Raw genomic sequence first — 20,863 nt, forward strand, 5'->3', positions numbered from 1 at the left:
CGCTTGCGGTCGCCCGGTCTGAAATGCTGTCCCCATGACCAGAATCGCGATCATCGGTGGCGGCAACATGGGCGAAGCGTTGCTGGCGGGGCTGCTGGCTGCCGGCCGCCCGGTCAAGGACCTGGTGGTCGCTGAGCGGTACGGCGAGCGGGCCCGGCAGCTCTCGGAGAAGTACTCGGTCCTGGTGACTTCGGTCGCTGACGCGATCGAGAACGCCTCCGTCGTGATCGTCGCGGTGAAGCCACAGGATGTGGACGCCGTGGTCGAGGAGTTCGCCAAGAGCGTTACCGCTGCCTCCGGGGACAGCGTGGAGCAGGTGCTGGTCACGATCGTCGCCGGTCTCACCACCGAGTACGTGGAGTCCAAGCTCCCCGCCGGAGCGGCCGTGGTGCGGGTGATGCCCAACACCCCGGTCAAGGTCGGCGTCGGTGCCAGCGCGCTGGCCAAGGGCCGCTTCCCCAGCAACGAACAGGTCAGCGAGGTCGCGGCGCTGTTCGAGTGCGTCGGGACGGTGGCGATCGTTCCGGAAGAGCAGATGGACGCCGTCACCGCGGTGTCGGGATCCGGGCCGGCGTACTTCTTCTTGGTGGTCGAGGCGCTGGTGGATGCCGGGGTTGCCGCCGGATTGAGCAGGCAGGCGGCAACCGACTTGGCGGTTCAGACGATGGCCGGTTCGGCGCAGATGCTGCTGGAGGAGCGGGACGCAGGCGATGGTGCGCCCAATGCTGGCATCGACACCGCCCCGACCCACCTGAGAGCGATGGTGACTTCGCCTGGGGGGACCACTGCGGCCGCACTGCGTGAATTGGAGGCCGGTGGCCTGCGGACCTCGCTCGATCGGGCGGTGCAGGCCGCAAAAACACGCTCTGAGCAGCTAAGAATTACATCAGAGTAATTCACTTATTTTTCACATATTGGCTCTCACTAGTCGCAGGAACCCCATCCGTCCCGCTATTCTCCTCTATGTCTGTGCGTGTGGGCGCAGCGGAGGGGAAGCCGCTGGGACTGCACGTGCCTGATTGAAATGGGTAACGATGACGTCTGCGAACGGGCCTTCGGCGCGTGACACGACACAATTTCTCACCGTGGCCGAGGTGGCTGCGTTGATGCGGGTCAGCAAGATGACGGTGTACCGCCTGGTGCACAACGGCGAGCTGCCCGCGGTGCGGGTGGGACGGTCTTTCCGGGTGCACGCCAAGGCGGTGCACGACCTGCTGGAGACCTCCTTCTTCGACGCGGGCTAAAGAGCCGGTCGACAGGTAAGCGCCCCCCGGGCGTCGCCGCACGGCGACGCCCGGGGTCGGCTGTCCTGGTTGCGTCGTGGTCGGGGCCAGGTGCGGTTTTCCGGTCCGTGCCCGCCTACGGGTAAAGTAGCCGGGTCGATCAAGTTCAGCAGCGCCCAATCGTCGGCGCGGGCAGAAGCAGATAGCGGAGTTCATGGGTTCAGTCATCAAGAAGCGGCGCAAGCGCATGTCGAAGAAGAAGCACCGCAAGCTGCTTCGCCGTACCCGCGTGCAGCGCAGAAAACTCGGTAAGTAACTCCGCCCGGGTCCGTCCAGGCCCCCGAGCCGTGCCGAGCGTGAAGTCGGCTTCACGCTCGCGTACCGGGCCGATCGCCGGTATTGCTTTTCCGGCGTGGCCGTTAGGCTGACCGAATGGACGAGGCCGGACCCCCGAGCGACGGCACGCGCAGTGACGCCCGGCATTACCCCAAGGTTGTGTTGGTCACCGGTGCGTGCCGGTTCCTGGGTGGATTCCTCACCGCAAGGCTCACGCAGAACCCGTTGATCAACCGGGTGATCGCTGTGGATGCGGTCATGCCGAGCAAGGACATGCTGCGCCGTATGGGGCGCGCTGAGTTTGTCCGTGCCGACATCCGTAACCCCTTTATCGCCAAGGTGATTCGAAACAGCGAAGTCGACACCGTCGTGCACGCAGCGGCGGCGTCGTACGTGCCGAGGTCCGGCGGTGGGGCGGCGCTCAAAGAGTTCAACGTGATGGGCGCGATGCAGTTGTTCGCCGCCTGTCAGAAGGCGCCTTCGGTGCGGCGGGTGGTGCTCAAGTCGACCTCGGAGGTCTACGGGTCGTGCTCGCGCGACCCGGTGTTGTTCTCCGAGGACAGCACCAGTCGCCGTCCTCCGACGCAGGGGTTCCCCCGCGACAGCATCGACATCGAGGGTTATGCCCGTGGGCTGGGCCGGCGTCGGCCCGACATCGCGGTCACGATCCTGCGGATGGCCAACATGATCGGCCCGGCCATGGACACCGCCTTGTCCCGCTACCTCGCTGGCCCGCTGGTTCCGATGGTGCTGGGACGAGACGCGCGCCTGCAGCTGCTGCACGAGCAGGACGCGCTGGGGGCCTTGGAGCGGGCCACCATGGCCGGCAAGGCCGGCACCTTCAACATCGGCGCCGACGGGATCATCATGATGTCGCAGGCAATCCGCAGGTCAGGGCGCGTTCCGATGCCACTGCCCGGTGTCGGGCTGTGGGTCATAGATTCGCTGCGCCGGGCCAACAATTACACCGAGATCAACCGGGAACAGCTGAATTATCTGAGCTTTGGCCGGGTGATGGACACGACTAGAATGCGAACCGAACTCGGGTACAGCACCAAGTGGACCACCGCCGAGGCGTTTGACGACTACGTGCGGGGTCGGGGACTGCACCCGATCGTCGATCCCAAGTGGGTCCGTTCGGTGGAACAGCGAGCAGTGAGCGCAGCGCAGCGCATGGGGGATATCGGCTTCAACAGGGTGCGGGGAGGTTAGCGCTATGGCTGATGATTCGAAGGCGAAAGTCATTCCGCTGCACAAGCATTCGAACTCGGTGCGCAGGCATCCGTCGGCGTTGGCGGGTCCGGCCGAACGGGTCTCGGCCAAGCAGGCCGCCGCGGTGGTCCGTGAACTCGGCGACCGCCGCGGCACCGCGTCGGCCACCAGCGCCGCCGCGCCCACCCCGAGCGAATTCACCCGCCGGGTGAGCGCGGTCGCCGCGTTCCTGCGGGAGCGGATCACTGGCGATTACCAGGTGGACGAATTCGGGTTCGACCCGCACTTCAACGAGGCAGTGGTGCTGCCGTTGCTGCGGGTGTTCTTCAACGACTGGTTCCGCGTCGAGGTCAGCGGCATCGAGAACCTTCCGATCGATGGGCCCGCACTGGTGGTGGCCAACCACGCCGGGGTGTTGCCGATGGACGCGCTGATGCTCTCGGTGGCGGTGCGTGACCATCACCCCGAACACCGGAACCTGCGGATGCTCGCCGCCGACCTGGTATTCGACCTGCCGATGATCGGCCCGACCGCCCGCAAGGCGGGCCACACCATGGCCTGCACCTCCGACGCCAACCGGTTACTGGAGGCAGGGGAGCTGACCGCCGTCTTCCCGGAGGGCTACAAGGGCCTGGGCAAGCGGTTCAAGGACCGCTACAAGCTGCAGCGGTTCGGTCGCGGCGGCTTCGTCTCGGCGGCGCTGCGCACCAAGGCGCCGATCGTGCCCTGCTCGATCGTCGGCTCGGAGGAGATCTACCCGATGATCGCCGACGTCAAGCTGTTGGCCCGACTGCTCGGCGTGCCCTATTTCCCCATCACGCCGCTGTTTCCGCTGGCCGGTCCCGCCGGCCTGGTGCCGATGCCGTCGAAGTGGCACATCGCCTTTGGTGAACCGATTGAGACCACCGACTACGAGGCCGGTGCCGCCGACGACCCGATGGTCACCTTCGAGCTGACCGACCAGGTGCGCGAGACCATTCAGCAGACGCTGTACCGGCTGCTCGCCGGTCGCCGCAACACGTTCTTCGGCTGACGTTCGCGACTCCGCCACCTCATCCAGCACCGACAGGTGCAGCCGCTCCTTGAGATTGCCGTCAGGGCTGTGGATGGCGCCGCGTCCACGACCCTGGACGCAATCTCGATGAGCTTGGACGGCTACTTCTTGCCCAGCGCCCGATCGCGCATCGCCTCAAGGGCGGCGATTGTCTTGGCCTCGGTGTCGGCGTCCTGGTTGACCGACTCGCCGAGCATGGTCACCACGCTGGTCACCACCGGCTCGCCGTTCTCGTCGGTGACCTCGCTGCGGACCTCACTGACCACCGTGCCGTGCGACTCGATCACCGAGTCCAAGTAGGTGTCGAAGAACAGCTTGTCACCGGCCACGATCGGCCGGTGGAAGGTGAACTTCTGGTCGCGGTGCAGCACCCGGGAGATGTTGATCGGGAGGTCGAACTTGTCGAAGATCTCCAGTTGCACCTGGCGTCCGGCAACCGCCAGGAACGTCAGCGATGCCACCAGTCCCGGATGCCCGGCTTCGCCGGCGGCGGCCTCGTCGAAGTGGGCCGGGTGGTCGTCTTTGACGGAGCGGGCGAACTCGCGGATCTTCTCCCGGCCGACCTCGAAATAATCCGGGAACCGGTAGTGGGCTCCGATCATCCGCTGCGACTCGGTGTGTACTGACATGCCGGTTTACCCCTCCGCTCGCCGTGGTGTACGGCGGCGGAAGTTTATCAGCGAGCAAGTCAGGTGCGCTCGTTCCGGTGCGCCACGGTGCCTGATGCGGTCGACCGGTCCTCGCGTACTCCGCTGCGCTACGTTCGCTCGTTCCGGTGCGCCACGGCTGCGGCCAGGGCCCCGCCGACGGCGCCCAGCGCCAGCGCCGACGGCACGCCGATCCGCGCCGCCCGCCGTGCGGTACGGAAGTCACGGATCTCCCAGCCCCGCTTTCGCGCCGTCTCCCGCAACGCGGCGTCGGGGTTGATCGCCACCGCCGTGCCGACCAGCGAGAGCATCGGCACGTCGTTGAAGCTGTCGGAGTAGGCCGTGCAACGCCGCAGGTTCAGCCCCTCCCGGATCGCCAGCGACCGCACCGCGTGGGCTTTGCCGGGCCCGTGCAGGATCTCGCCGACCAGTCGACCGGTGAACACCCCGTCGACCGACTCCGCGACGGTGCCCAGCGCGCCGGTCAATCCGAGCCGGCGGGCGATGGTCTCGGCCAGCTCGTAGGGGGTCGCGGTGACCAGCCACACCTGCTGGCCGGCGTCGAGATGCATCTGGGCCAGCTCCCGGGTACCGGGCCAGATCTTGTCGGCGATGATCTCGTCGTAGATCTCCTCGCCCAGATCGACCAGCTCGGACACCGGCCGGCCCTCGATGAACGCCAGCGCTTTGCGCCGCCCGGCCGCGACGTCGTCGCTGTTCTCCTTGCCGGTGAGCTGAAATTTGGCTTGCGCGTACACGAATCCGATGACATCGCGGTAGGTGAAGTAGTTGCGGGCGGCCAGCCCGCGGCCGAAGTGCACCATCGAGGAGCCCTGAACCAGGGTGTTGTCGACGTCGAAGAACGCGGCGGCGGTCAGGTCGACCGGTGCGGGAGTGTCGGCGTCGGCCACATTGGCCAGCGCCCGCTCCGCGCTGGCTGCGAAATCCCCGTCGGTCGGCGATGCCACATCGGCTGCGGATGCCCGGTCGGCCGGGCCCGGTGATGCCATCACCCGACTCCTTCCGCGTCTGGGCTCAGGGCCGGTATTCCGGCCGTGATCAACCCTATCCGGCTGCCGGGCCGATGACCCTCAGGTGATCGCGTAGATCACCTTTGAGGTCGAACATCGAGTAGTCGCGGAAACTGAACCGCCAGACGTCGTCGACCCGCTCGAACGAGTCGTGATAGCGCCCCGCGGCGATCACCTGTAGTGCCACGGCCTCGGTCTGCTGCAGCACCGTGTAGTAGGACCGGCAGGTTGCGGTCCCGGCGACCTCGTCGATGTCCAGGATCGGGTTGGTGATCACGTGCTTGGTGCGCGGCGTGCCGTCGGCGTGAAGGGTGACGAGCCCGCGCCACAGCTGCAGGATCCCGGCGTGATCGAGGATGACCGTGCCTTCGGGGTCGGCTTTGATCCGGGCATGGGCGAACAGCGCCGCAGCGCCGTCCAGGTCGCCGGAGTCCATCAATTCCGCGTAGCGATACAGCAGGTTGGTGATCGACACAGCGCTGGAAGTCATGGCTTGCTCTGTCCGCCCGGGGTGAAGGAGATGCGGCTTGTGGCCGGTCACACCGTAATTCAATTCGGTTGAGGACGTCGCGACAATGCAGCGAACCCGGTGGCCACGGCGGGCCGGCGCCGGCCCTGCGACACTGGAAGCATGACCCGCCACCAGGTACAGCTGCTCACCCGCGAGGGTTGCCCGGTCTGCGTGCAGGTATACGACCAGTTGACCCGGCTGGCGGGCGAACTCGAGTTCGACCTGCAGGCGGTCGATGTCGACGCCGCCGCGGCGGCCGGCGACACCGGCCCGCGCGCCGAATTCGGCGACCGGTTGCCGGTGGTGCTGCTCGACGGACGAGAGCACAGCTACTGGGAGGTCGACGAGTCCCGGCTACGTGCTGATTTGGCGGGTTCATAAGGCGGTTCCAGCTCTTCTCCGTCGAGCCTCGCTGAACCGCTCGCTCATACGGCGGTTCCAGCTTCGCCTCTTCTCCGTCGAGCCTCGCTGAACCGCTCGCTCATACGGCGGTTCCAGCTTCGCCTCTCCTGCGTCGAGCCTCGCTGAACCGCTCACTCATTCGGCGGTTCCAGCTTCGCCTCTCCTGCGTCGAGCCTCGCTGAACCGCCGAATTTGGTAGGCCAGCGCTTTAGCCTCTACCGTGGAGAGAAGTTTCTTCACGGTGACAGCAAGGAGCGGACCAGGTGATATTGCCGTGAGCGTCCTGCTCTTCGGGGTCTCGCACCGCAGCGCCCCCGTCTCCGTACTCGAGCAGCTCAGCACCGCTGAATCCGATCAGGTAAAGATCGTCGAGCAAGTGCTGCAATCGCCGCTCGTCACCGAAGCGATGATCCTGTCGACCTGCAACCGGGTCGAGATCTACGCCGTCGTCGAGGCTTTCCACGCCGGGTTGTCGGCGATCGGGCAGGTGCTCTCGGAACACTCCGGCATGTCGATGGCCGACCTGACCAAATACGCCTACGTCCGCTACAGCGAGGCCGCCGTCGAGCACCTGTTTTCGGTGGCCAGCGGCTTGGACTCCGCGGTGGTGGGCGAACAGCAGGTGCTTGGCCAGGTGCGGCGCGCCTACGCCTCCGCCGAGGCCAACAGCAGTGTCGGCCGGGTGCTGCACGAACTGGCACAGCGCGCGTTGTCGGTGGGCAAGCGGGTGCACTCCGAAACCGGAATCGACGCCGCCGGCGCGTCGGTGGTCTCGGTCGCCCTGGGCATCGCAGCCAAGCAACTGGGCTCTGAGTTCGGCACTGATGCGCTGCACGGCCGGACCGCAGTGGTGATCGGTGCCGGGTCGATGGGCGCGCTGTCCGCGGCACATCTGGTGCGCGCCGGCGTCCAGCACATCGACGTCATCAACCGTTCGCTGCCGCGCGCTCAACGGTTGGCCCGCAAGATCCGCGAGAGCGGTGTCACGGCCGACGCCGTCGCCTTGGATCGGATGGCTGCCAGCCTGACCAGCGCGGACATCGTGGTGTCCTCCACCGGAGCGGTCAGCCCGGTCGTCTCGCTGGCCGATGTGCACCACGCGCTGGCCGGGGGCAACCGTGACGAGGCGACCGAACCGCTGGTGATCTGCGACCTGGGCATGCCCCGCGACGTCGACGCCGCGGTCGCCGGATTGCCCGGGGTGCGGGTCATCGACATGGACCGGATCCAGCGCGAGCCGTCGGCGCAGGTCGCCACCTCCGACACCGAGGCCGCACGCAACATCGTGGCCCGCGAGGTCGCCACCTATCTGGCCGGGCAACGGATGGCCGAGGTCACCCCCACCGTGACCGCGCTGCGCCAGCGTGCCGCCGACGTGGTCACCGCGGAATTGTTGCGGCTGGATCACCGGCTGCCGGACCTGGAGACCGCCCAGCGTGAGGAGGTGGCGCGCACCGTGCGCCGCGTCGTCGACAAGCTGCTGCACGCCCCCACTGTGCGGGTCAAACAGCTGGCCAGCTCGCCCGGCGGCGACAGCTACGCCGAGGCGTTACGCGAGCTGTTCGAGCTCGATCCGACCGCGGTGGACGCCGTTGCGACCGCCGGTGAACTGCCAGTAGTGCCGGGAGGGCTTGATGTCAGCGCCGAAACCGGGTCGGCCGGGTAGACGTTTTGGGTGAAGTAATCCGCATCGGTACCCGGGGTAGCTTGTTGGCCACCACCCAGGCTGGGACCATTCGCGATGCCCTGGTGGCTGCCGGGCATCCCGCCGAGTTGGTGGTGATCAGCACCGCCGGCGACGTCACCTCCGGGCCCATCGCCAACATCGGGGTCGGCGTGTTCACCGCCGAGCTGCGCGAGGCCATTCTCGACGGCCGGGTCGACGCCGCCGTGCACTCCCACAAGGACCTGCCGACCGCTGCCGACTCCCGGTTCCTGATCGCCGCCACACCGCGCCGTGAGGACCCGCGAGACGCGCTGGTGGCACGCGACGGACTGGTGCTCGGAGAGTTGCCGGCGGGTGCCGTGGTGGGGACGTCGTCGCCGCGACGGGCGGCACAGCTTAGAGCACTGGGTCTCGGTTTGGAAATTCGCCCCCTACGAGGCAACCTAGATAGCAGGTTGAACAGGGTAAGCAGCGGCGAACTCGACGCCATCGTGGTAGCCCGGGCGGGTCTGGCCCGGCTGGGACGCCTCGACGCGGTCACCGAGACGTTGGAACCGGTACAGATGTTGCCGGCTCCGGCTCAAGGGGCACTGGCGGTGGAGTGCCGCTCCGGTGACACGGCACTGGCGGCGCTGCTAGCGGAGTTGGACGACGCCGACACCCGCCTGGCGGTTACCGCCGAGCGGACCCTGCTCGCCGAACTGGAGGCGGGTTGTTCCGCACCGGTGGGCGCGATCGCCGAAGTGGTCGAGTCTATCGATGAGGACGGCCGGGTCTTCGAGGAGGTGTCGCTGCGCGCCTGCGTAGCGGCGCTGGACGGATCCGACGTGATCCGCGCGTCTGGCATCGGCAGTCCGGACCGAGCCCGGGAACTGGGTGTGTCGGTCGCAACGGAACTGTTCGAGTTGGGTGCGCGCGAGCTGATGGCGGACGCACGGTGAAAACGTGCGTCGGAAGTGAGTGAGAAGTGACGGGGAGTACGGAATGGCTCGCCAAGTGAGCGTGCGAGGGCAGAAGCCCAAGCCGGGTCGCATCGTTTTCGTCGGCTCGGGTCCCGGTGACCCGGGTCTGCTGACGACGCGGGCACGGACGGCGCTGACGAATGCCGCGCTGGTGTTCATCGACCCGGATGTGCCCGAGGCGGTGCTGGCGCTGGTCGGCACGGACCTGCCTCCGATCGCCGGTCCGATGCCCGCGGCCCCCAAGGCCGACAAGGCGGACGACGACGCGGCCCACAACGCCGATGACGCCGCCGACGAGGCCGCGGCGACCGTTCCGGGCGGCCCCGACATTCGCCCGGCACTAGGCGAGCCGGCCGAGGTGGCCAAGACCCTGGCGGCCGAGGCGCGCTCGGGCAGCGACGTGGTGCGCCTGGTCGCTGGCGACCCGCTGTCGATCGACGCGGTGATCACCGAGGTCAACGCGGTGGCCCGCACCAACGTTGCGTTTGAGATCGTGCCGGGACTGCCCGCCACCAGTGCGGTGCCCACCTACGCCGGTCTGCCGCTCGGCTCCTCGCACACGGTGGCCGACGTCCGCGACCCGAATGTGGACTGGGGTGCGCTGGCCGCCGCTCCGGGCCCGCTGATCTTGCAGGCCACCACCTCGCACCTGCCGGACGCGGCCCGCACGCTGATCGAGTACGGCCTGTCGGACGGCACGCCCTGCGTGGTCACCACCTCGGGCACCACCTGCGCGCAGCGATCGGTCGAGTCCAGCCTCGGCGGCCTGACCGAGGCGTCGGCGCTGGCCAGCATCGACCCGGTCATCCTGCCCAACGGCCAGGAGACCTCGGCCGGTCCGCTGGTGGTGACCATCGGCAAGACCGTGAATAACCGGGCCAAGCTGAACTGGTGGGAGAGCCGCGCACTGTACGGCTGGACGGTTCTGGTGCCGCGCACCAAGGATCAGGCCGGGGAGATGAGCGACCGGCTGATCGGGCACGGCGCCTCACCGATCGAGGTCCCGACCATCGCGGTGGAGCCGCCACGCAGCCCCGCCCAGATGGAAAGGGCCGTCAAGGGTTTGGTGGACGGCCGCTACCAGTGGGTGGTATTCACCTCGACCAACGCGGTGCGCGCCGTGTGGGAGAAGTTCGCCGAGTTCGGTCTGGACGCGCGGGCGTTCTCCGGGGTGAAGATCGCCTGCGTGGGCGAGGCTACCGCGGAGCGTGTGCGGGCGTTCGGGATCAGCCCCGAGCTGGTGCCGTCCGGTGAGCAGTCCTCGCTGGGCCTGCTGGACGAATTCCCGCCCTACGACGATGTTTTCGACCCGGTGAACCGAGTGCTGCTGCCGCGCGCCGACATTGCCACCGAGACGCTGGCCGAAGGGCTGCGCGAGCGGGGCTGGGAGATCGAGGACGTCACCGCCTACCGGACCGTGCGGGCTGCTCCGCCGCCGGCGACCATCCGCGAGATGATCAAGACCGGCGGGTTCGACGCGGTGTGCTTCACCTCGAGCTCGACCGTGCGCAACCTGGTCGGCATCGCCGGCAAGCCGCACGCCCGGACCCTGGTGGCCTGCATCGGCCCCAAGACCGCCGAGACGGCAGCCGAATTCGGGCTGCGGGTCGATGTGCAGCCGGAGACCGCTGCGGTGGGTCCGCTGGTCGACGCGCTGGCCGAGCACGCGGCGCGACTGCGTGCCGAGGGTGCGTTGCCCCCGCCGCGTAAGAAGAGCCGCAGGCGCTAACAGTGACGGCGAGCGCGGTGGCCCGATGACGGCATTTCCTCGCCAACGTCCCCGTAGGCTGCGTTCCACTCCGGCGCTGCGCCGGCTGGTGGCTGAAACATCGCTGGAGCCCAGGCATCTGGTGTTGCCGATGTTCGTCGCCGACGGCATCGACGAGCCGAGGCCGATCGCTTCTATGCCCGGGGTGTATCAGCACACGCGCGATTCGCTGCGCGCCGCGGCCGCCGAGGCGGTGGCGGCCGGCGTCGGCGGGTTGATGTTGTTCGGGGTTCCGGCAGCGGCGGACAAAGACAGCACAGGGTCGGCCGGCGCGGCCCCCGACGGCGTGCTCAACACCGCCCTGCGTGACCTCGCCGCCGACCTCGGGGATTCCACGGTGTTGATGGCCGACACCTGCCTGGACGAGTTCACCGATCACGGCCACTGCGGGGTGCTGGATGAACGGGGTCGGGTCGATAACGACGCCACCCTGAAGTGCTACGTGGAACTGGCTGTAGCCCAGGCAGATTCGGGGGCCCACGTGGTGAGCCCGAGCGGAATGATGGACGGGCAGGTGGCCGCGATCCGCGACGGCCTGGATGCCGCCGGACACAGCGACGTGGTGATCCTGGCTTATGCGGCAAAGTTCGCGTCGGCTTTCTACGGGCCGTTCCGCGACGCGGTTGCCTCGACCTTGGCCGGGGACCGTCGCACTTACCAGCAGGAACCCGGCAACGCCCGGGAGGCGCTGCGTGAGGTCGCCCTCGACCTCGCGGAGGGTGCCGACATCGTCATGGTCAAACCCGCCATGGGCTACCTCGACGTGATCGCGGCGACCGCCGCGGTGTCCTCGGTTCCAGTCGCCGCCTACCAGGTCTCCGGCGAGTACGCGATGATCGCGGCGGCCGCTGCCAACGGCTGGATCGACGGGCGGTCTGCGGTGCTGGAGTCCCTCATCGGGATCCGGCGGGCCGGCGCCGACATCGTGCTGAGTTACTGGGCGGCCGAAGCGGCCGGTTGGCTGGCGTGACGACTCCACCCGACGGGCCGCGGCCCCCGGTCCAGGCTCCGCCTGACCGTCCCGCGGACGTCGACACCGCGTTCTGGCTGTGGCTGGCCGCCCTGCCCTTGATGACGTGCGGCTATGTGGTGAACCTGCTGACCGCTCCGGAGATCCCCGCAACCGCGATCATCTACCCGGTCACCGCGCTGACGGCGATCGTGGTGGTCGTGGTGGTGGCGACGTTTCTGATGCTGATGCGTTCCGGGTATCGCTGGGCGCGCACCGTGTTGACCGGCGGAGGGATCGCCGCGATGGTCAATGCGGTCAGTGCGCTGTGGCATGCCGATGCGAGGCCTGCGGTCGCGATGGTTGTGGCGATCACCGGCATTGTCGGATCGGTGCTGATCGCCGCGGGAACCTTCCTGCTGCACCGGTCCGAGGCGCACGCCTACTTCACCCGGTAGCCGACTCTACGAACTGCCCGCGGGGGTCACGGTCACGTTGACGGTGCCGGGACCGTCCGAGGCGATGATCAGGATCGGGTCTCCGGGCGCGGACACGATGTGCCCGCCGGTGACACTTACCTGGTAGCCGTCCGGGTATTGGATGGGCGGTACCGAGATCTGGGTCTGGCTGCCGGCGGCGAAGTGGCCGGAGCCGTTGGCCATCTCGGTGGTGTAGCTGAGTTGGTAGGTGCCCGACGCGAACGACCAGGAGGTCGGGGTGCCGGCGATGGCCTGCGCGTAGGGCGCCGACGAGACCTCCAGCCTGGACCAGTCGACATTGTCGCCAACGGGTGGCTTGCTCGGGTCGAAGACCAGCGCATTGCCCGGCGCGGTGCCGGTGATAGCGGGAACGCCGTTGTAGGCCCATTGCGACCAGCCCCACATGCGCTGGTCGGCGGCGTTCATCACCTGGCTGATCTCGGCCGCGCCGTTTGCGGAGCCGAACTCCGAGATCAGACCCGGGAGGCCGTACTTGCTGGTGTACGCCTCGCCGTTGCTGGCGACGAGTTCGAGGTAGTCCGGGCACCACGGCATGAAGATGGAGCCGAAGACGTTCAACATGCAGTAGTCGTGGAATGCGAAGACACCGTGCGGGTCGTCGACCTCACCGAGCTGCGTCGGCAGCGACTGGTTGAACAGGGCGCTCGGCTCGTAGATGAACGGAGTGGTGGGGTCAACGGAGCGGATCGCCGCGCTCACCTGGTTGTAGAACGGCGTCAGCTGTTGAGCCTCGTAGTAGGAATTGCCGAATATCGTTGACAGCCAGGAGGAACCCGCCCACGGTTCGTTGATGATCTCGTAGCCGGCGATGTTGGGGTCGTCCTTGAAGTAGTCCGCGACGGCTTGGGCCATCCGCGCGTAGTGGTTCAGCAGTCCCACGCCGTCGGGACCTTTGGCGTTGGACCAGAACATGTCCCAGGCGTGATTCTGGGCGGGGTTCAGCGGGTAGTTGAGCCCGAAGCCGAAGTCGGGGTTGGGCAGTCCGCCGGTCTGGGTGGCCCACTCCGGTGCGCCTTCGCCGCCGAAGACCGGGCTGTAGTCGTCCTGGTGGAAGTCGATGATGCTGACGATGCCGTACTTGGCCAGGATCTGCACGGTCTGGTCGATCGAGGCCAGATAGTTGTAGTCGATGACGCCGGGCCGCGGCTCCACGCCCGCCCAGATGACGCCCAGGCGTACCGAGTTGAAGCCGTTGGCGGCCAGGAACGCCGCGTCGTCCTCGTCGAATCCGCCTGCCGACGGTTCATAAGGCGCAATCTTGTAGACCTCGTTGAACCCGTGCATGACCAGTACCCGGCCATCGGCATCGGTGATCCAGGTTCCCGCGGTGCTGATCCCCGCGACGGCTGCCGGTGCGCCGTCAAGAACGCCGAACTGGCCGTGGTCGCCGTGGGCGCCCAGCAGCAGACCGGCGTTGCCGCCCGCGCCGCCGAGGGCGGGGAGGTCGCCGGGACCGTTGTAGACGCCGTCGCCGGCGTTGCCGCCGAGGCCACCGATGCCCATCAGCCAGCCGCCGTTGCCGCCGTCCCCGCCGTTACCCCCGAGGTCGCCGTCTGCGCCGTCGCCGCCGTCGCCGCCGTTGCCGACCATGCCGGCGTTGCCTCCGGCACCGCCCATGCCGCCGGAGTCGGTGTTGTCCCAGCCGTCGCCGCCGTCGCCGTACAGCCAGCCGCCGTGCCCGCCGTTAGGTTGTGCGGCGGTTCCATCGGCGCCGTCGCCGATCAGGGGGCGGCCGGTGAGCAGCAGCGTGGGTTGGTTGACCAGTCCGAGGAGCAGTTGGCCGAGATCGCTGTTGATCGCCTCTTCGAGGCCGTCGTGGATCGGAGTGTAGAAGTGCTGCAACAACCAGGTGTTGGGGTCGGCGACGGCGGGGCCGGCTAGGGCGGCGCCGCTCAGTTCGGTCAGGACAGTGTCCCAGTGGGTCGGTGCCAGGAAGGTGTTCCAGGCCGACGGTGAGAGCATCGCGTCCCAGTCGAGGGTGTTGGTCGTCGCGTCCACGAAGGGTGCGAGGACAGCGTCGAGCGCGTCATCGAAGTCGGCCTGGGCCGCAGGCGCGGCGGCCAGCGGTGCCATTCCGAAAGTCAGCAGCGCCCCGGTCGAGGCGGCCAGACAGACGACATGTCGGCGCATGGCCGGCTTTGCTGCGGTGCTGTCGCGACGCATCATCGAGCCCCTCTCCACGACAGGGAAACCTGTGTAAAACATGTATGCAGGCCAAAATCTAACTCAACGTACTTTCGGTAAGGCAAGGATCGCCCAAACGCGAGGGACGCCGCAGTCATGTGCGGCGCGATTGCGCGCCGCGTTAGGCTGACCCGACATGTCTGATCCCCGGCCGCAATCCGCACCGCTGTTCTTCGAGCGTGGTGCCAGCTGGTATTGGGTGCTGTTCGGCCCGATCTCCGCGGGACTGCTGGTGGCGATCCAGAACTCTGGCGGCTACGGCTTTCAGCCCTTGGTCCCGACCGTGTTGTTGGTGCTGGTCTCCACGATGCTCGCCATCCAGGTGAAGGCGGCGCGTATCCACACCTCGGTCGAACTGACGGCAGATACATTGCGGCAGGGCACCGAAACGATCCGGGTCGCCGACATCCTGGCGATCTACCCGGAGGCGGAGCGGCCCACCGGGTGGGGCAAGCAGGAACCGAAGAAGTGGCAGGAATCCCGCGCGCTGGGTGAGCTGAGCGGGGTGCCCCGGCGCCGAGTGGGTGTCGGATTGAGGCTGACCGGGCGGCGCACCGTGCAGGCCTGGGCGCGTGACCATCGCAGGCTTCGTGCCGTGCTCAGCGAACTCATTCCGGAGACGGTCCCGCCCGGGGGGCCTGCTGACACCGATGTCGAGGACGGATCGTCCTGGTGAGGGCCGCCCCGATTCTGCGGGCCGTGGTCGAGCTGGCGTTGGCCGCCGCCGCGGCGGCGGGCTGCGCGCTCAGCTGGCTGCAGGTGCGCTATCTGGTACTGGTCGCGCCGGTCATCGACGGTGAGCCGGCTACCACCTCGGTGACGTACCACCCACGGCTGCTGCTGCTGGCGTGGGTATTGGCGACGGTCGCCGGGGTGCTGGCAGTGGTCGGCGTCGCGCGCCTGCGCCGCGCCCGTCACATCCCAGCGGTCAAATACCCCACGGGGGTATAGTCGTCGGGGTGACCACCACCGATCTCGAACTGCGGGGAATGACCTGTGCGTCGTGCGCGGCGCGGGTGGAGCGCGGCTTGAACGCGCTTGACGGGGTGCATGCCACGGTGAACTTCGCGGTCGAACGGGCCCGCGTGGAACACGATCCGAACGTCTCGGCAGCCGACCTGGTGCGCGCCGTGGAAAGCACCGGTTATCAGGCCACCGTGGCCGGTGCGGCTCACGAACACCCGGCCGGGCACGGCTCCGAACACGTCGATGTGCCGGCCGCCCAACTGCGCCCGCGGCTGGTCGGCTCCGCCTTGCTGGCCGCGCCGGTGGTGGCGCTGTCGATGGTGATGGCCTGGCAGTTCAGCGGCTGGCAGTGGGTGGTGTTCGCGCTGACCACCCCGATCGTGGCGTGGGGCGGCTATCCCTTCCACCGCGCCGCGCTGCGGACCGCCGCCCACCGCGCCGCCACGATGGACACCCTGGTTTCGCTGGGCACCCTGGCGGCCTATCTGTGGTCGGCGGTTGCGGTCTTCACCGGGGCGGGCCACCTGTACTTCGAGGTGGCGGCCGTTGTCACGGTCTTCCTGCTGGCCGGTCGCTACGCCGAAGCGCACGCGAAACGTTCGGCCGGCGCGGCGCTGCGGGAACTGCTGGAGCTCGGGGCCAAGGACGCCGCGGTCATGCGCCGCGAGGACGGCAAGTTGACCGAGGTCCGGGTGCCGATCGCCGACCTGCGGGTGGGCGACGTCATCGTGGTCCGGCCGGGGGAGCGGGTCGCCGCCGACGGCGTGGTCATCGACGGCGCCACCGCCCTGGACACCTCGGCGATGACCGGCGAATCACTGCCGGTAGATGTCGCCGACGGCGACGCGGTGCTGGGCGGCTCGCTCAACACCACCGGACTGGTGCTGGTCCGCGCCGCTAAGGTCGGCGCCGACACACAGCTGGCCCGGATGGCCACCATGGTCGCCGACGCCCAAGCCGGCAAGGCATCAGTGCAGCGGCTCGCCGATCGGGTCTCGGCGGTGTTCGTGCCCGCGGTGCTGGGGATCGCCGCGCTCACCCTGGCCGGTTGGCTGCTGAGCGGTGCATCCGTCGCGGCGGCGTTCACCGCGGCCGTCGCGGTGCTGATCATCGCCTGCCCGTGCGCGCTCGGGCTGGCCACCCCGACCGCCATCCTGGTGGGCACCGGCCGCGGCGCACAGCTCGGCATTCTGATCAAGAACCCTCAGGTCCTGGAGGCCGTCAAGGACATCGACACCGTCGTGCTGGACAAGACCGGTACGGTCACCACCGGTGTCATGGCTGTCGGTGGTCTCGCGGTCGCCCGCGGCGAAGACCCCAACACCGTGCTGGCCCGAGCCGCTGCCGTCGAATCGGGGTCCGAGCACCCGATCGCCGCGGCCATCGTCGCCGGAGCCAAGGCAGGCGGACTGGAGGTCGGCAAGGTGACCGAGTTCGCCAGCAGGCCCGGCCACGGTGTGACCGGGGTGGTCGACGGTGTTCGCGTCGAGGTCACGCGATCGGCCGCCGCGCACGAGACCGGGACCGCCGTCGAAGTCTCCTGGGACGGCCGGGCGCGCGGGACGATCACCTTGACCGACACCGTGCGGCCCACCAGCGCAGCCGCGGTGGCCGAGCTCAAGGCCATGGGCATCACCCCCATGCTGCTCACCGGCGACGGTGCGGCGGTGGCGCGTACAGTGGCCGGCGCCGTCGGCATCGACCCGGCCAACGTCATCGCCGATGTCTTGCCGGCGGACAAGGCCGAGGCGGTCAAGCGGCTACAGGCGCAGGGCAGACTGGTGGCCATGGTCGGCGACGGTGTCAATGATTCGGTGGCACTGGCCACTGCCGATATCGGGATGGCGATGGGAACCGGCACCGACGCCGCCATCGAAGCCGGAGACGTGACGCTGGTGCGTGGTGACCTCGGCACCGTTCCAACGGCGCTGCGGCTCTCGGCACGCACGCTGCGGATCATCCGGCAGAACCTCGTGTGGGCGTTCGGCTACAACATCGCCGCGATCCCGCTGGCGGCGGCCGGGCTGCTCAACCCGATGATCGCGGGCGCGGCGATGGCGGCCTCGTCGGTTCTGGTGGTGACCAATAGCCTGCGGCTTCGACGATTCGCGCGGTAAGGTCCGAAAAAGTCGAACAGAGGGGTTTGCTCTATGTATGCACGCAGCGTTTCTCACGGTGCGATCGCCAAGGCAGCGGCGGTGTGCGCGGGTCTGGCGGCATTTGCTCTGGCGGTATCCGGGCCGGCTGGTGGGGACCCGGCCAATCCCGACCCATTCAGTCCCAACGACTGCATCGCCAACGCGAATGCGGTCTGTAACGCCGGTCCTTACGGCCCCGACAGCCTGACCAATCCGGCCAACATCAACAGCCCGCTGAACCCGGCGAACCCGGACAACCCGGCGAATCCGATGAACCCGGCGAACCCGGAAAGTCCGATGAACCCGATGAATCCGGCGAACCCGGCCAGCCCGATGAACCCCATGAATCAGGCCTAGGTTTCGCGGGGTTGATGCGCTGGAATCAGGAATCCAGCCAGGCCAACTGGGCCGGAAGCCGCTCTCGCCAATAGTCCACGTCATGGCCGCCGGGGGAGAACCCGCCGGCCGGTGGCGGATTCAGCTGGCCGATGAAACTCTTGGTCGCGTACGCAAAGGGGTCCGCGGTCCCGCAGTCGACGCGCAGCGGGAACGGGGCCAGGCGCGGCACCAGGTTGAACACTGAGTTCGTCCGCCAGTCATCAACGCTGTCAAAGGCGCCGGCGGGGGCGCCGAAGTAGGTCATGTAGATCGCGGGGCTGATGGCACAGATCCCTGCGGTGCGCGACGGACCCAGGCGAGTGCCCAGCTGCAGTGCCCCGTAGCCACCCATCGACCAGCCCATGAACCCGACTCGGGTGATGTCGATGCCCTTCTCCGGCAGCATCGGGATCAGCTCACCCAGCACCATCGCACCGGCGTCCTCCCCGGAGCTGTGCCGGCGCCAGTAGGTGTTGCCGCCGTCGACGGCCACCACCGCGAACGGCGGCCGGCCTGCCGCGGTCAGCTTCGCGAGCTCCTCTTCCACGCCCAGATCCATCACCCAGGCCGCGTCGCCGTCCTTGCAGTGCAAGGCGATCACCGGCCGCAGTGGAGCGGTCTGCCCCGGCGGCCGGGCGATGATCCAGTTGGTCTCCACCCCGCCGCGGGCCGCGGACACGAATGAGCCGGATTCGCGGGTCGGATAGCTACTGCCGGTCGCCCGCGACTCGGCCGGGTGCCGCCCCGCACCCACGCCGAACAGCCCTACAGCCCCCGCGGCACCGACCCCGAGGCGCAAAGCAGCCCGGCGGGTCAAATCTGCCATGGAGAGCATCATCGCGTGGTGCACGCTCGGTTGGACCCGGCACGCCGCGGTGTTGATCAGGTCGATGCCGGTTCGTTAGGAACTTCGGGCACCGGTGGGCGGCCGAACTGCCGGCGAAACGCGTCCACCGTGTAACTCACGACGGTGGCTTCGCGGGGGGCACGGACCGTCGCCGAGCGGGGGATCCGCACCATGGGGCCGAGCTGACCGGCGTACTGGTCCGGTTTGCCGATTTTGAGCAGGCCGTCGCCGGCGCCGGCCGAGTCGGGCGCGATCTCCACCTCGCCTTCGGTGACGACGTAGATCAGGTCCTCGACCGTGCCCTGCTCCAGCAGTACCGAGCCCGGCCCCAGCAGGACCGGCGCCTGCTGCGGGCGCGTCGGTACGGCGGTCGGCGACAGCTGAATGACGATGTCGGCCAGTGGGACGATCCGGGTGTCGTGGGTCGCGACCACCACCACGCGGTCGCCGGCCGCCAGCACCCGCAGCAGTTGCACGACTTCGCCGGCCCGGACGTAGTCCAGTTGCGCGGTGGGTTCGTCGGCCAGGATCAGCGGCGGATCCAGGGCCAGGGCACGCGCCACCGCCACCCGCTGTTGCTGGCCACCACTGAGCTGGCCCGGGTGGTGGGAGGTCCGATCGGCCAGTCCGACCCGGGTCAGCAGATCCCGGGCGCGTTCCTGGGCGGACCACTGGGTCCATCCGGCCGCCCACATCGGCACCATCACGTTCTCCAGTGCGGTCAGGCTCGGCACCAAGTTGAACGACTGGAAGACGATGCCGACCGTGCGCCGACGGTAGGAGGTGATGTCGCGCCGGCCCAGCGCGGTCACGTCGGTGGCGCCGAACAGGATCTGGCCGCTGGTCGGGCTCAAGATGCCACCCAAACACGAGAGCAGCGTGGTTTTGCCGCAGCCGCTGGGACCGAGCACCACCACCAGCGAGCCGGCTGGGATGTCCAGGCTCAGACCGTGGATGGGACGGATCGGTTCCCCGCCGCCGGTGGCGTATTCGATGACCAGATCACGGATCCGCAGGTCTCCCATGCGTTACGGCCCTCCGAACGCCAGTACCGGGTCCACCGCGACGGCGTGGCGCAGACCCGCAAGGCTGGCCAGCAGGCCGATCCCCACCGCGGTCAACACCAGCAGGGCGAACGAGGACCCGGTCACCGCCACCAGCATCGGAAACGCCGGCCCAATCGATACCGCCAAGACGCCGCCGAGCACCGCCGCGGCCACCGCGACGACCACCGCCTGCAGGGCTAGCCCGGCCAGCACCATCCAGGTGGTGACTCCGAGGGCCTTGAACACCGCGAAGTCGCGGGTGCGTTCCAGCGCAGACAGGTAGATCAGGGAGCCCACGATCAGCGCAGCGACCCCCCACAGCAGCACCGACATGTACGACAGGGCCATCTGCGCGCCCGCCAGCGGGCGCACCATGTCGTCGACGGCGGCGGTCCGGTCCACCACCCGGTAGCCCTTCGGCACGTGCGCGGGCGTGCCCCGCACGCCGATCGCGGAGACCACCGGCTGGCCCGAATACATCAGACGTTGAGCGCCTGCCACGGTCAGGAAGCCATTGGGTTGTCCGGCCAACGTGGTCGACTTCTCCACCAGGCCGACGATCCGCAGCTTGTCCGCGCCCAGTTCGATCTCATCCCCGACGGCGCGCTTGAGCGTGGTCGACATCGCGATCTCATTGGGTTCGGTCGGAGCTCGCCCCTCGGTCAGTGGCGGCATCGCGGCCTTGGGCACGCCGTAGATGTTCACGTTCAGCGGTGCCTCACCGTCCTGCAGGATGGTGTTGCCGTAGACCACCGGCAATGCGGCGTCCACGCCGGAAATTCGGGCAACATCGCCGGCTTCGGCCTGCGGGAAGCGCGATGAACCCATGAACGGTCCTACCGCAGCCGTCTGGATCAGGTAGCCGTCGATGTTCAGCGAATCGACGACGTGCTCCGCCTCGACCCGGAACCCGTGGGTCAGCCCGGCCAGCACCAGGGTCAGGGCGAACACCATCGCGGTGCCCACCGCGGCAACGATGAACCGGCGCAGGCGCCACTGCAGATCGCGAAAAGCGGTGATTAACATCCGCACGGGCGCATGTT

Annotated in this window: 22 protein-coding genes; 15 read left to right on the forward strand and 7 right to left on the reverse strand. The window is 68.3% G+C overall.

All coding sequences use genetic code 11. The annotated features are described in order from the left end of the window. Window positions 1-34: 34 nt before the first annotated feature. From proC to N416_RS0113070, 5 genes are all read left to right on the forward strand, one after another. A complete protein-coding gene (gene proC, locus N416_RS0113050; protein ID WP_024442552.1) occupies window positions 35-895 on the forward strand; it encodes a pyrroline-5-carboxylate reductase in 861 nt (286 codons plus the stop codon). Window positions 896-1,034: 139 nt separating this feature from the next. Continuing rightward, a complete protein-coding gene (locus N416_RS0113055; RefSeq protein WP_024442553.1) occupies window positions 1,035-1,244 on the forward strand; it encodes a helix-turn-helix domain-containing protein in 210 nt (69 codons plus the stop codon). A 193-nt stretch (window positions 1,245-1,437) separates the two neighbouring features. Beyond that, complete coding sequence (locus tag N416_RS22645) at window positions 1,438-1,539, forward strand: 30S ribosomal protein bS22 (protein WP_003402602.1); 102 nt, start codon at window positions 1,438-1,440, stop codon at window positions 1,537-1,539. Window positions 1,540-1,655: 116 nt separating this feature from the next. Further along, entirely contained in the window at window positions 1,656-2,771 is a 1,116-nt protein-coding gene (locus tag N416_RS0113065) for an SDR family oxidoreductase (RefSeq protein WP_024442554.1), read from the forward strand. Between the two features lie 4 nt (window positions 2,772-2,775). After that, window positions 2,776-3,804 (forward strand): lysophospholipid acyltransferase family protein, encoded by a 1,029-nt coding sequence (locus N416_RS0113070; RefSeq protein ID WP_024442555.1) that lies wholly within the window; start codon window positions 2,776-2,778, stop codon window positions 3,802-3,804. Window positions 3,805-3,926: 122 nt separating this feature from the next. On the opposite strand, the gene N416_RS0113075 is transcribed toward N416_RS0113070, so the two are convergent. The 3 genes from N416_RS0113075 to N416_RS0113085 all read right to left on the reverse strand — a co-directional run bounded on the left by N416_RS0113075 (window position 3,927) and on the right by N416_RS0113085 (window position 5,993). After that, window positions 3,927-4,454, reverse strand: coding sequence for a MaoC family dehydratase N-terminal domain-containing protein (locus N416_RS0113075; protein ID WP_024442556.1), 528 nt, complete (start codon window positions 4,452-4,454; stop codon window positions 3,927-3,929). Window positions 4,455-4,582: 128 nt separating this feature from the next. Then, window positions 4,583-5,482 (reverse strand): HAD family phosphatase, encoded by a 900-nt coding sequence (locus tag N416_RS0113080; RefSeq protein ID WP_024442557.1) that lies wholly within the window; start codon window positions 5,480-5,482, stop codon window positions 4,583-4,585. A 55-nt stretch (window positions 5,483-5,537) separates the two neighbouring features. Then, window positions 5,538-5,993, reverse strand: coding sequence for a nuclear transport factor 2 family protein (locus N416_RS0113085; RefSeq protein WP_024442558.1), 456 nt, complete (start codon window positions 5,991-5,993; stop codon window positions 5,538-5,540). Window positions 5,994-6,134: 141 nt separating this feature from the next. On the opposite strand from N416_RS0113085, the gene N416_RS0113090 reads away from it, so the two are divergent. The 6 genes from N416_RS0113090 (at window position 6,135) to N416_RS0113115 (ending at window position 12,219) form a co-directional block, all read left to right on the forward strand. Continuing rightward, window positions 6,135-6,395: a glutaredoxin family protein gene (locus tag N416_RS0113090; RefSeq protein ID WP_024442559.1), complete on the forward strand. Its 261-nt coding sequence runs from the start codon at window positions 6,135-6,137 to the stop codon at window positions 6,393-6,395. Window positions 6,396-6,690: 295 nt separating this feature from the next. Continuing rightward, complete coding sequence (locus tag N416_RS0113095) at window positions 6,691-8,082, forward strand: glutamyl-tRNA reductase (protein ID WP_024442560.1); 1,392 nt, start codon at window positions 6,691-6,693, stop codon at window positions 8,080-8,082. Between the two features lie 5 nt (window positions 8,083-8,087). Continuing rightward, window positions 8,088-9,023, forward strand: coding sequence for a hydroxymethylbilane synthase (hemC, locus tag N416_RS0113100; RefSeq protein ID WP_024442561.1), 936 nt, complete (start codon window positions 8,088-8,090; stop codon window positions 9,021-9,023). Between the two features lie 43 nt (window positions 9,024-9,066). Further along, window positions 9,067-10,773 (forward strand): uroporphyrinogen-III synthase, encoded by a 1,707-nt coding sequence (locus tag N416_RS0113105; protein WP_036457917.1) that lies wholly within the window; start codon window positions 9,067-9,069, stop codon window positions 10,771-10,773. A gap of 25 nt (window positions 10,774-10,798) precedes the next feature. Beyond that, window positions 10,799-11,782, forward strand: a complete 984-nt coding sequence (gene hemB, locus N416_RS0113110) for a porphobilinogen synthase (protein WP_024442563.1) — start codon at window positions 10,799-10,801, stop codon at window positions 11,780-11,782. Next, window positions 11,779-12,219 (forward strand): hypothetical protein, encoded by a 441-nt coding sequence (locus tag N416_RS0113115; RefSeq protein ID WP_024442564.1) that lies wholly within the window; start codon window positions 11,779-11,781, stop codon window positions 12,217-12,219. Before hemB ends, N416_RS0113115 begins: the two co-directional genes overlap by 4 nt. 6 nt (window positions 12,220-12,225) lie before the next feature. Here the strand turns inward: N416_RS0113115 and N416_RS24260 are convergent, their stop codons facing one another. Beyond that, a complete protein-coding gene (locus tag N416_RS24260; RefSeq protein ID WP_304412336.1) occupies window positions 12,226-14,424 on the reverse strand; it encodes a cellulase family glycosylhydrolase in 2,199 nt (732 codons plus the stop codon). 157 nt (window positions 14,425-14,581) lie between these two features. Here N416_RS24260 and N416_RS0113125 point away from each other — a divergent pair, with 157 nt between their 5' ends. The 4 genes from N416_RS0113125 (at window position 14,582) to N416_RS22650 (ending at window position 17,906) form a co-directional block, all read left to right on the forward strand. Further along, complete coding sequence (locus N416_RS0113125; RefSeq protein WP_024442566.1) at window positions 14,582-15,121, forward strand: hypothetical protein; 540 nt, start codon at window positions 14,582-14,584, stop codon at window positions 15,119-15,121. Continuing rightward, window positions 15,118-15,396: a hypothetical protein gene (locus N416_RS0113130; RefSeq protein ID WP_024442567.1), complete on the forward strand. Its 279-nt coding sequence runs from the start codon at window positions 15,118-15,120 to the stop codon at window positions 15,394-15,396. The genes N416_RS0113125 and N416_RS0113130 overlap by 4 nt, the downstream gene beginning before the upstream one ends. A 38-nt stretch (window positions 15,397-15,434) precedes the next feature. Further along, window positions 15,435-17,528 (forward strand): cation-translocating P-type ATPase, encoded by a 2,094-nt coding sequence (locus N416_RS0113135; protein ID WP_051190260.1) that lies wholly within the window; start codon window positions 15,435-15,437, stop codon window positions 17,526-17,528. Window positions 17,529-17,609: 81 nt separating this feature from the next. After that, entirely contained in the window at window positions 17,610-17,906 is a 297-nt protein-coding gene (locus tag N416_RS22650) for a hypothetical protein (protein ID WP_081654562.1), read from the forward strand. Window positions 17,907-17,931: 25 nt separating this feature from the next. Here the strand turns inward: N416_RS22650 and N416_RS0113145 are convergent, their stop codons facing one another. Genes N416_RS0113145 through N416_RS0113155 form a run of 3 tightly spaced genes read right to left on the reverse strand, consistent with a single transcriptional unit; the run spans window position 17,932 to window position 20,846 of the window. Then, window positions 17,932-18,765, reverse strand: a complete 834-nt coding sequence (locus N416_RS0113145; RefSeq protein WP_155943367.1) for an alpha/beta hydrolase family protein — start codon at window positions 18,763-18,765, stop codon at window positions 17,932-17,934. 44 nt (window positions 18,766-18,809) lie between these two features. Beyond that, window positions 18,810-19,799, reverse strand: coding sequence for an ATP-binding cassette domain-containing protein (locus N416_RS0113150; protein WP_024442570.1), 990 nt, complete (start codon window positions 19,797-19,799; stop codon window positions 18,810-18,812). Window positions 19,800-19,802: 3 nt separating this feature from the next. Next, entirely contained in the window at window positions 19,803-20,846 is a 1,044-nt protein-coding gene (locus tag N416_RS0113155) for an FtsX-like permease family protein (protein ID WP_024442571.1), read from the reverse strand. Window positions 20,847-20,863: the final 17 nt, after the last annotated feature.

Source organism: Mycobacterium sp. UM_WGJ, assembly GCF_000455125.1.
Lineage (GTDB): Bacteria > Actinomycetota > Actinomycetes > Mycobacteriales > Mycobacteriaceae > Mycobacterium.

Bases quoted from the DNA above. Each gene is read 5' to 3' on its own strand.
- proC (WP_024442552.1), top strand. From the start codon at position 35: ATGACCAGAATCGCGATCATCGGTGGCGGCAACATGGGCGAAGCGTTG.
- N416_RS0113055 (WP_024442553.1), top strand. From the start codon at position 1,035: ATGACGTCTGCGAACGGGCCTTCGGCGCGTGACACGACACAATTTCTC.
- N416_RS22645 (WP_003402602.1), top strand. From the start codon at position 1,438: ATGGGTTCAGTCATCAAGAAGCGGCGCAAGCGCATGTCGAAGAAGAAG.
- N416_RS0113065 (WP_024442554.1), top strand. From the start codon at position 1,656: ATGGACGAGGCCGGACCCCCGAGCGACGGCACGCGCAGTGACGCCCGG.
- N416_RS0113070 (WP_024442555.1), top strand. From the start codon at position 2,776: ATGGCTGATGATTCGAAGGCGAAAGTCATTCCGCTGCACAAGCATTCG.
- N416_RS0113075 (WP_024442556.1), bottom strand. From the start codon at position 4,454: ATGTCAGTACACACCGAGTCGCAGCGGATGATCGGAGCCCACTACCGG.
- N416_RS0113080 (WP_024442557.1), bottom strand. From the start codon at position 5,482: ATGGCATCACCGGGCCCGGCCGACCGGGCATCCGCAGCCGATGTGGCA.
- N416_RS0113085 (WP_024442558.1), bottom strand. From the start codon at position 5,993: ATGACTTCCAGCGCTGTGTCGATCACCAACCTGCTGTATCGCTACGCG.
- N416_RS0113090 (WP_024442559.1), top strand. From the start codon at position 6,135: ATGACCCGCCACCAGGTACAGCTGCTCACCCGCGAGGGTTGCCCGGTC.
- N416_RS0113105 (WP_036457917.1), top strand. From the start codon at position 9,067: ATGGCTCGCCAAGTGAGCGTGCGAGGGCAGAAGCCCAAGCCGGGTCGC.
- hemB (WP_024442563.1), top strand. From the start codon at position 10,799: ATGACGGCATTTCCTCGCCAACGTCCCCGTAGGCTGCGTTCCACTCCG.
- N416_RS24260 (WP_304412336.1), bottom strand. From the start codon at position 14,424: ATGCGTCGCGACAGCACCGCAGCAAAGCCGGCCATGCGCCGACATGTC.
- N416_RS0113125 (WP_024442566.1), top strand. From the start codon at position 14,582: ATGTCTGATCCCCGGCCGCAATCCGCACCGCTGTTCTTCGAGCGTGGT.
- N416_RS0113135 (WP_051190260.1), top strand. From the start codon at position 15,435: ATGACCTGTGCGTCGTGCGCGGCGCGGGTGGAGCGCGGCTTGAACGCG.
- N416_RS0113145 (WP_155943367.1), bottom strand. From the start codon at position 18,765: ATGATGCTCTCCATGGCAGATTTGACCCGCCGGGCTGCTTTGCGCCTC.
- N416_RS0113150 (WP_024442570.1), bottom strand. From the start codon at position 19,799: ATGGGAGACCTGCGGATCCGTGATCTGGTCATCGAATACGCCACCGGC.
- N416_RS0113155 (WP_024442571.1), bottom strand. From the start codon at position 20,846: ATGTTAATCACCGCTTTTCGCGATCTGCAGTGGCGCCTGCGCCGGTTC.